General features: G+C 31.5%; 5 protein-coding genes and 1 pseudogene. All 6 read left to right on the plus strand.

Features of this window, described 5'->3' with window-relative positions:
- Nucleotides 1-112, plus strand: a pseudogene (locus ACIQ11_RS08830) (DNA replication and repair protein RecF); the annotation flags it as partial.
- A gap of 107 nt (nucleotides 113-219) precedes the next feature.
- Entirely contained in the window at nucleotides 220-909 is a 690-nt protein-coding gene (locus ACIQ11_RS08835) for a thioredoxin domain-containing protein (RefSeq protein WP_396154277.1), read from the plus strand.
- 116 nt (nucleotides 910-1025) lie between these two features.
- On the plus strand, nucleotides 1026-2039 hold the full coding sequence (gene murB / locus ACIQ11_RS08840) for a UDP-N-acetylmuramate dehydrogenase (RefSeq protein WP_396154278.1): 1014 nt from the start codon (nucleotides 1026-1028) through the stop codon (nucleotides 2037-2039).
- A gap of 105 nt (nucleotides 2040-2144) precedes the next feature.
- The gene (locus ACIQ11_RS08845; RefSeq protein WP_396154279.1) at nucleotides 2145-3260 is read left to right on the plus strand and encodes a glycosyltransferase; all 1116 of its coding nucleotides are present in this window, start codon (nucleotides 2145-2147) and stop codon (nucleotides 3258-3260) included.
- Nucleotides 3251-3814 carry an RNA polymerase sigma factor gene (locus ACIQ11_RS08850; RefSeq protein WP_396154280.1) on the plus strand — a complete coding sequence of 188 codons (564 nt, stop codon included), beginning with the start codon at nucleotides 3251-3253 and terminating at the stop codon, nucleotides 3812-3814. The genes ACIQ11_RS08845 and ACIQ11_RS08850 overlap by 10 nt, the downstream gene beginning before the upstream one ends.
- 98 nt (nucleotides 3815-3912) lie before the next feature.
- Nucleotides 3913-4740: an energy transducer TonB gene (locus ACIQ11_RS08855; protein WP_396154281.1), complete on the plus strand. Its 828-nt coding sequence runs from the start codon at nucleotides 3913-3915 to the stop codon at nucleotides 4738-4740.
- Nucleotides 4741-4748: the final 8 nt, after the last annotated feature.

A 4748-nucleotide genomic window follows, 5' to 3' on the forward strand; every position in this document is an offset into this window, starting at 1 on the left:
TATGGTAAACAATGATGTATTTGGACAAATTTTTATTTCCGACACACATCCCGAAAGAACCGAAAACATTATAAAACAGACACATAAAAGCTATAAAATATTTAATATTTAAATTTTCAGATTATAGATATTCAGATATTTAGACAATTTATAGGATAAAAAATAACTCTGCGAAACTTTGCGATTTCTTCGTGAATCTTTGCGTAACAATTAATAAAAATGAAAAACTTAAAATCAATTATCGCAACAGCAATTATTACACTATCAATTAGCTGTACAAATAGTCAAAACTTTAAAAGTGTTGATGCAGCAGAATTTAAAGCGACTATTACAAAAACGGATGATGCACAAATTTTAGATGTTAGAACGCCTGGCGAATATGCTAATGGAAAAATTGCAGATGCTAAAAATGCAGATTGGAACGGCTCAGATTTTGATACACAAGTCGCAAATTTAGACAAATCAAAACCTGTTTTTGTATATTGCTTGAGTGGCGGAAGAAGTAAAAAAGCAGCTAATCATTTAGTAGAATTGGGCTTTAAAAATATTATCGAATTAGATGGCGGTTATATGGCTTGGGAAAAAGCAAACCCAAAAACTAATGGCGTTTGGTCTGGTATGACACAAGATGACTACAACAAACTAATGATTTCAGACAAAACGGTTGTAATTGATTTTTATGCAGAATGGTGTGGACCTTGTAAAAAAATGGGGCCTTATTTAGATAAAATTAGTAAAGAAATGACGGATAAAGTAATTATCCACAGAATTGATGCTGATAAAAACAAATCATTGTTTAACGCATTAGGCTACCAAGGTTTACCTGTTGTAATTGTAGTTAAAAACGGAAAACCAACGTTCTTTAAAAATGAATTCGTTAGCGAAGAAGAGTTGAGAAAAGCGTTATAATTAAACACATAGGCACATAGTTTGTTTTTAGAATTCTCTATGATTTCTATGTTTAGCGAAGCTACTATTAATACACATAGCAAAATCAAAATCTATGTGTTAAAAAATAAAAAAATATGAATATCGTACAACAACAATCGTTAAAAAAATACAACACTTTTGGTATTGAAGCTTTTGCATCAGAATTTTGCGAAGTGAATTCTATTTCGGATTTGGCACGCGTTTTAAAAGAAAATCAAGAAAAAAAACTCTTTATTTTAGGTGGTGGAAGCAATATGCTTTTAACTCAAAATATCGATGCATTCGTGTTACACATTAATAACAAAGGCATTGAAGTTGTTGATGAAAATGACGATTTTGTTTGGGTAAAAGGTAATGCCGGGGAAGTTTGGCACGAATTTGTACAATATTGTATCAAACATAATTATGGCGGGATTGAAAATTTATCTTTAATTCCTGGCAATGTTGGCGCCACTCCAATTCAGAATATTGGTGCATATGGTGTGGAAATTAAAGACACATTTGTTTCTTGTGAAGCTATGAAAATTGATACACAAGAAATTACCACTTTTGACAAAGCTGCTTGTAAATTTGGCTATCGAGAAAGTGTTTTTAAAGCTGATTTAAAAAATCAATATGTGATTGTATCGGTTGTTTTTAAACTTACAAAAAAGAATCACAAACTAAATACATCATATGGAGCAATTGATGTTGAATTAGAAAATATGGGCATCAAAAACCCAACCATTCAAGAGGTAAGTAAAGCCGTAATTGCCATTCGTGAAAGTAAATTACCCAATCCGACAGAGTTAGGTAACAGCGGAAGTTTCTTTAAAAACCCGATTGTTCCTATTGAAGTTTACGAAAAAGCTAAAGCAAATTATCCTGATATGCCACATTATCCAGTTTCAGAAACACTTGTAAAAGTGCCTGCGGGTTGGCTTATTGAGCAAGCTGATTTTAAAGGGAAGCGTTTCGGAGATGCTGGAATTCATACCAAACAAGCTTTAGTTTTAGTGAATTACGGAAACGCAACAGGAAATGAAATTTGGAACGTTGCGCAAAATATCCAAAAAACTATTTTTGAAAAATACGGGATTCGTATTGAGGCAGAAGTAAATGTGATTTAATTTACGAATTACGATTTTGGATTTACGAATAACGAATTACTTATAAAAATTAAACTTGAAATTGTAAACAAATAAGCCTAAATTTGCACAACTTTTAAAAAGAATATGGAAACAACATTATTTATACTTTTTATTGCATTTTTAGTTTTTTTCGCCGTTCAATTCGTTTATCAATCGTTTGTTTTTAGTCGATTTTCATTTGTGAAACCTAAGAAAGAAACTCCAAAAAGCGTACCTGTTTCTGTAATTGTTTGGGCAAAAAACGAATATGAAAACTTAGTCACACAACTTCCTGTTTTAGTTACTCAAAATTATCCAAATTACGAATTAGTACTTATTGACGATGCGTCTAACGACGAAACATTAGACTTATTTGAAGCATACGAAAAGCAATATTCTTTTGTTAAATTAGTCAAAGTTAAAAACAATGAAGCCTTTTGGGGAAACAAAAAATTTGCATTAACCTTAGGAATTAAAGCTGCAAAAAACGAATATTTATTGTTTACAGATGCAGATTGTCGCATTACATCTGAAAACTGGATTTTAGAAATGACCTCGCACTTTTCATTCAAAAAAACAATCGTTTTAGGATATGGGGCATATAATAAAATTAAAGGTTCTGTATTAAATAAAATAATTCGTTTTGACGCTGTGATTGTTGCCATACAATATTTTTCTTGGGCAAAAATCGGAAAACCATATATGGGAATTGGTAGAAATTTGGCATATAAAAAATCAGAGTTTTTCAACGTAAACGGTTTTATCAATCACATTCGAGTACGCTCTGGGGAAGACGATTTATTCATTAACGAAGCTGCAAATTCAAGCAATACAACCATTTGTTATAGTCCAGAAAGTTTCGCTTATTCTGAACCAAAAACAACTTTTAAAGAATGGTTAAATCAGAAAAGAAAAGAAACCTCAACCAAAAAACATTATAAAATTTTTGACAAGCTGCAACTTGGATTATATTTTATTTCACAAGTATCGTACATTATTTTGGCCATAATTTTACTATCTTTCCAATATAATTGGATTATTGTATCAAGCGTTTTAGGTTTTAGATACGTTTTTAACTGGATAGTTTTTGGTTATGGCGCAGCTAAATTAAAAGAAAAAGATATTATTGTTTGGTATCCAATTTTTGAAATTATTTTACTAATAACTCAAATCAGAGTGGCGTTTACCAATTTGATACACAAACCAGAACATTGGAAGTAAAACAAGAGAAAATACTTAAAAACATTCAAAAAGCAAAACTTGGCGATCAAGTGGCTTTTACTTTTCTTCTCGATTTTTATTGGAATGAAGTGTATGGATATATGCTAAAACGTACCGAAAATGAAACAGACACAGAAGACATTGTAATTGAAACTTTTGCTAAAGCATTTGATAAAATAAGTACATATAACCCTGAGTTTGGTTTCAACACTTGGTTAATTGCCATTGCTAAAAACGCCCATATTGATATGCTTCGCAAAAAAAAATCTACTTTGTTTTTAGAAATAACAGATGAAGAAGATGGCTTAGCCAATCAGGTTTTAGACAGCACACCAACTATTGAAGATAAATTAATTACCGAACAAAACTTATCGCAATTATTACAACAAATTAAACAATTAAAACCTGCCTATCAGGAAGTTATTCAATTGCGTTACTTTCAAGAAATGAGCTATCAAGATATGGCAGAACAATTGAATGAACCGCTTAACAATATCAAAATAAAACTACTTCGTGCTAAAAAATTATTAGCAGAAATTATTATCCACAAATAACAATAAATCATCTTTTTAGTCCAAAACCTGTTTTTTTGGCACGATTATTTCATATAGTTTAAATTATACACAAGTTGTAACCCTTAAAACTATATATTATGTCAAACTTCAATGTACAAAACGATAGCTGGCTTGAAATAGCTTTCGAAAACAGAAACAAAGCATACGGTGCTTACCAATTAAGAAAAGAAAGCGATGCAACTACCATAAAAGCAATGTTGTTAACTTTTGGGTTTATAGCTTTTGGGATTGGATTGTTTTCATTTACAACTCCTGAAACAAAACCAATTGTAAAACCAGAACCTAATGTGTTGCCACCAATTGTAACAATCGTAAAATTTACACCTAAAGTTCCAACGGAAAAAGCAATTCAAACTAAAGGAACGGATAAACCAAAATTAAATCTAACTCCTAATAAAGTTCCACCAGTTGTTGTGGATAGAACAGAAGTAAAACCTATTGTTGAACCCAAAAACCCTGATACTTCTACACCATTTAATCCAAATGGTAGCGAAAATGGAAATCCGGGACCTGTTGGAAATCCGTTAGGCACTTCTACTACTCCAATCACAACAACTACGCCAGGAAATGGAAGTGGTACAAGTATATTTAAAGGCATATTGGGTACAGAAGCGAGTTTCCCTGGAGGAATTAATATGTTCAGAACTTTTATTGCTGAAAACTATAAAGTTCCAAATTCTTTTGATCAAGAGGTATTGTTTATTGAAATGATTTTTGTGATAGAAAAAGACGGTTCAATGACTGATATCCGAATGGTAAGTAAAGGAGATAAAGCATTAGAAAAAGAAGCCATTAGGGTTTTAACATCTATGAAAAAGAAATGGACACCAGGCCGCGTAAATGGCGAAGTGGTAAGAAGCGAAAAAAGACTTCCAATTCAAATAAATCTGCTTGAAGAAGAATAGAAATAGCT

It is taken from the genome of Flavobacterium sp. (assembly GCF_044361065.1).
Lineage (GTDB): Bacteria > Bacteroidota > Bacteroidia > Flavobacteriales > Flavobacteriaceae > Flavobacterium.